At 71.8% G+C, this 3,835-nt stretch carries 7 protein-coding genes; 6 read left to right on the forward strand and 1 reads right to left on the reverse strand.

Going from position 1 to position 3,835, the window contains the following annotated elements; all coding sequences use genetic code 11:
• The 4 genes from ACV4UX_RS17735 to ACV4UX_RS17750 form a co-directional block, all read left to right on the forward strand.
• Window positions 1–625, forward strand: a 625-nt coding sequence (locus ACV4UX_RS17735) for a LysR substrate-binding domain-containing protein (protein WP_491594607.1), incomplete at its 5' end; no start/stop codon positions are given.
• Entirely contained in the window at window positions 601–1,296 is a 696-nt protein-coding gene (locus ACV4UX_RS17740; protein ID WP_491594608.1) for a helix-turn-helix transcriptional regulator, read from the forward strand. The genes ACV4UX_RS17735 and ACV4UX_RS17740, both read left to right, overlap by 25 nt.
• Window positions 1,297–1,370: 74 nt before the next feature.
• Entirely contained in the window at window positions 1,371–2,342 is a 972-nt protein-coding gene (locus tag ACV4UX_RS17745; protein WP_491594609.1) for a quinone oxidoreductase family protein, read from the forward strand.
• A 17-nt stretch (window positions 2,343–2,359) separates the two neighbouring features.
• A complete protein-coding gene (locus tag ACV4UX_RS17750; RefSeq protein ID WP_491594610.1) occupies window positions 2,360–2,728 on the forward strand; it encodes a nuclear transport factor 2 family protein in 369 nt (122 codons plus the stop codon).
• Window positions 2,729–2,761: 33 nt separating this feature from the next.
• On the opposite strand, the gene ACV4UX_RS17755 is transcribed toward ACV4UX_RS17750, so the two are convergent.
• Entirely contained in the window at window positions 2,762–3,169 is a 408-nt protein-coding gene (locus tag ACV4UX_RS17755) for a bacteriohemerythrin (protein WP_491594611.1), read from the reverse strand.
• A gap of 151 nt (window positions 3,170–3,320) precedes the next feature.
• Between ACV4UX_RS17755 and ACV4UX_RS17760 the strand changes: the two genes are divergently transcribed.
• Window positions 3,321–3,548 (forward strand): DUF4160 domain-containing protein, encoded by a 228-nt coding sequence (locus ACV4UX_RS17760; protein ID WP_491594612.1) that lies wholly within the window; start codon window positions 3,321–3,323, stop codon window positions 3,546–3,548.
• On the forward strand, window positions 3,545–3,835 hold a 291-nt coding region (locus ACV4UX_RS17765; RefSeq protein WP_491594613.1), incomplete at its 3' end, for a DUF2442 domain-containing protein. The genes ACV4UX_RS17760 and ACV4UX_RS17765, both read left to right, overlap by 4 nt.

The following is a 3,835-nucleotide window of genomic DNA, read 5'->3' on the forward strand; positions in this document are numbered from 1 at the left end:
GGCCGGTCCGTTCCGCCTGGGGGCCATGGAGAGCACCTCCGCCTCCCGCCTGCCGGAGCTTCTGGGGGCCTACCACGCGAAGCACCCCGACGTGCGCCTGGAGCTGCGCGCCGGGACCACCGGGGAGCTGCTGCGCGCGGTGCAGGCCTGCGAGCTGGACGCCGCCTTCGTGAGCGAGCCCGTCACGGAGCCCGGCATCGAGCGCCTGCCCGCCTTCGAGGAGGAACTTGTGCTGGCGGCCCCGGCCGGGCGCGCGCCCATCCGCGAGCCCGCCGACCTGGCCGGAAGCGCCCTCCTGGTGTTCCAGCACGGCTGCGCCTACCGCAGACGCCTGGAGGAGTGGGCTGGCGCGGCCGGAGCGCCCGGGCGCGTGGTGGAGCTGGGCTCCTACCAGACCATGCTGGGCTGCGCCGCCTCGGGCATGGGGGTGGCCATCATGCCGCGCTCGGTGGCGGGGGTGCTCTCGGGCGTGCCCGGTGTGAGCCTGCACGCCCTGCCGCCCGGGGTGGCGCGGGCGGTCACGTCGCTGGTGTGGCGCTCGGGCAATCCGCACGGGCCGCTGGCGGCGCTGCGGGACATGCTGGCCGGGAAGGAGGACGCGTGTCCCGCTCCGCGCGCCTGCTGACGCTGCTCCAGCTGCTTCGCGGCCGCTCCCGCCCGGTCACGGCGCGCTTTCTGGCCGGGGAGCTGGGCGTTTCGGAGCGCACGCTCTACCGCTACATCGCCGACCTGACGGCCCAGGGCGCGCCCATCCAGGGCGAGGCGGGCCAGGGCTACATGCTGCGTCCGGGGTTCTTCCTGCCGCCGCTCATGTTCACTCCGGAGGAACTGGAAGCCGTGCTCCTGGGCCTGGAGACCGTGGACCGCCTGGGCGACCCGCTCCTGGCCGGGGCCGCGTCCCGCGCCCTGGCCAAGGTGGAGGCCGTGCTGCCGCCCGTCGGCCTGGAGGTGCTGCGCAATCCCTCGGTGCTGCCCGGTCCGCGCGGCCCCGGGTTCCCCGACGACCGCGTGGGCCTGGACACCTGGCGCAACGCCCTGCGCGCGCAGGCAAAGGTGCGCATCCTCTATGAGAACGCCCGGGGGCTGCGCTCCGAACGCGTGATCTGGCCGCTGGCCCTGGGCTTCCTGGACCAGGCCCGCGTGGTGGCGGCCTGGTGCGAGCTGCGCGGGGACGTGCGCACCTTCCGCACGGACCGCGTGCTGCAGGCCCGCCCCACGGGCGAGACCTACCCCGGGCGTCGGGGCGCGCTGCTCAAGGCATGGCGGGAGCGCATGGCTGAAACGCAACGCTCCTGACGTATTCTGACAGGGACGTGCCGTAGGGTCCTCTCCGGGCCGCGAGCGGTCCGCCAGCACCCAAGGAGCACGCCATGTTCGCCGTCTACGCCGACCACCCCTCCCCCGACGATCCCCTTGCCGCACTGCGCCTGGGCGAACGCCCCGAACCCGGGATCCCGCCCGGCTGGGTTCGCGTGCGCATGACCCACGCCAGCCTCAACCGGCACGATCTCTTCACCCTTCGCGGCGTCACGGCCCACCCGCAGGGGCTCGTCTTCCCCCTGATCCTGGGCAACGACGGGGCCGGGCTCCTGGACGACGGCACGACCGTGGCCCTCTACCCCATGCTGGGCTCGCCCGAGTGGCGCGGCGACGAGACCCTGGACCCGGGCTGGTCCATTTTGGGCGAGTTCGCCCAGGGGGTGTTCTCGCGCTTCGCCGCCGTGCCCCGGCGCAACGCCGTGCCCCTGCCCGAGGGTCTTTCGCCCCTGCACGCCTCGGTGCTGGGCACTGCCTGGCTCACGGCCTGGAAGGCGCTGTTCCAGGCCTCGGGCCTGCGGCCTGGCGGCACGCTCCTGGTGCAGGGCTCGTCGGGCGGGATGTCCACGGCGCTGATCCAGCTTGGCCGCGCCGCGGGTTTCGAGGTGTTCGCCACCAGCCGCCACGCGCCCGGACGGGAGCTTGCCGAGAAGCTTGGGGCTCACCGGGTCTTCGCCTCCGGCGAGCCCCTGCCGCGCAAGGTACAGGCCGTCGTGGACAGCGTGGGCGCGGCCACGTGGGAGCACTCCCTGGAGTGGGTGGAGCGCGGCGGCACGGTTGTGGTCACGGGCGGCACCTCGGGCATGGGGGTCTCGCTGGACCTTCTGGCGCTCGTCGCCCGCCAGATCACGGTGCGCGGGTCCATCATGGGCAGCCTGGAGGACTTCCGGGCCATGATGCGCTTTCTGGCCGTCAACGGCGTCGCGCCCGAGATCGGACGCGTGCTGCCACTGGAGCGCGCGGAGGAGGCCATCCGGGACATGGCGCAGGGCCGCACCCACGGCAAGACGGTCTTCACCATATGAATCACGGGAGACGCAGCATGAACACCACGCCGAAAGAACTGGTCGAGGCCTGGATCGCGGCGGCCAACGCCGCCGACATGGAGGCCTTCGCCGCCTGCTTCGCCCAGGAGGCGCGCGTGGAGGACGCGGGACGGGACTTTCACGGCGTGGAGGCCATCCGCGAATGGGCCGAGCGGGACATCGCGGCCGTCAACCTGCGCATGGAGCTGCTGGAGTTGCGGCAGGAGGACGGCGAGACGGTCTTCATCACCCGCGTGGACGGCGATTTCGACAAGACCGGGCTGCCCGATCCCGTGCTCATCCACAACCGCGCCGTCATCCGGCAGGGCAGGATCGAACGGCTGACGTGCCGGTTGCACGCGCCGGACTCCTGCCGGGCGCGCTGACCCGCCCCAAGCTCCGCAAAGCCTCCCGGCCCTTCAGGGCGCTTTGCCTTCCGCGCGGGTCCATTTGCGGATGTCCAGGTCGTACTGGAGGATGTGGTCGAGGAGCCAGTGCTTGAGGAATTCGACGATCTGGGCCTCGGTGAGGTCGCCCTTCCTGTAGACCACGTCCTGGAAGTATTTCACGTCGCGCTTGAGTTCGACATGCAGGAGCTTGTGGCTGCCCAGCCCGGGGTAGCCCACGGACTGCATGTAGTCCTCTTCGGCGCTGAAGTGGGAGAAGGTGTACTCGCGCAGCTCGCGAAAGGCGGCGGCCACGGCCTTCTCGTCGGCCCTGCGCACGGCGTCGAGGAGCCTGTTGCAGAGGGTGAGCAGGGTGCGGTGCTGCCGGTCGATCGTCTCGATGCCCAGGGCCAGGCCTTCGTGCCATTCGATGCGAGCCATACGCGCGCTTCTCCCGCGTTTCCCGGTTCAAACGTCCGCCGAGGTGCGGCGGCGCCGTGCCGCAGGGAGTGTATGGCACAGGCGGGCGCGGCGGGCAAGGCGGGGTGGCGCGTGGCCTTGACTGGGTGAACAGGGTTCACTATCTGAAGTCATGGGCACGCTGAAGCGTTTCGGCAAGTACCGTCTCGCGGTGTTCGGCGGCGAGCATGGCCGGGTGCATTTTCATCTGTCCGGGCCGGACGCGGACTGCTCCATCGACCTGGAGACGCTGGATGTCCTGGCGGGCGGCGCTCCGGCGCATGTGCTGCGGGCGGCGCGCGCCTGGGCCGGGAAGAACCGCGAGCGCATCGTGGCCGCATGGGAGGAATGGAACCTGTGAGCGACAAGTATCCGAAGATACGTAGGGTTCAGGCCCTGGAGGGCTGCGCGCTGCGGGTGGATTTCGGCCCGGACGGCGTGCGGGACGTTTCGTTGGCGGAGTTGGCCACGGGGCGCAAGGCTGCGCTCTTGGACCCGGCGATCTTCGCCACCGCGCAGGCCGGAGAATACGGCGCGAGCGTGGAATGGCCGTCCCTTGGGCTGGAGATCGGCGGCGACGCCCTGTGGCGGCTGGCGGAGCGCCAGTCCGGCCGGGCCATGACGCCCGAGGCGTTCCGCGCCTGGCGC

The sequence above is a fragment of the Fundidesulfovibrio sp. genome (assembly GCF_058402725.1).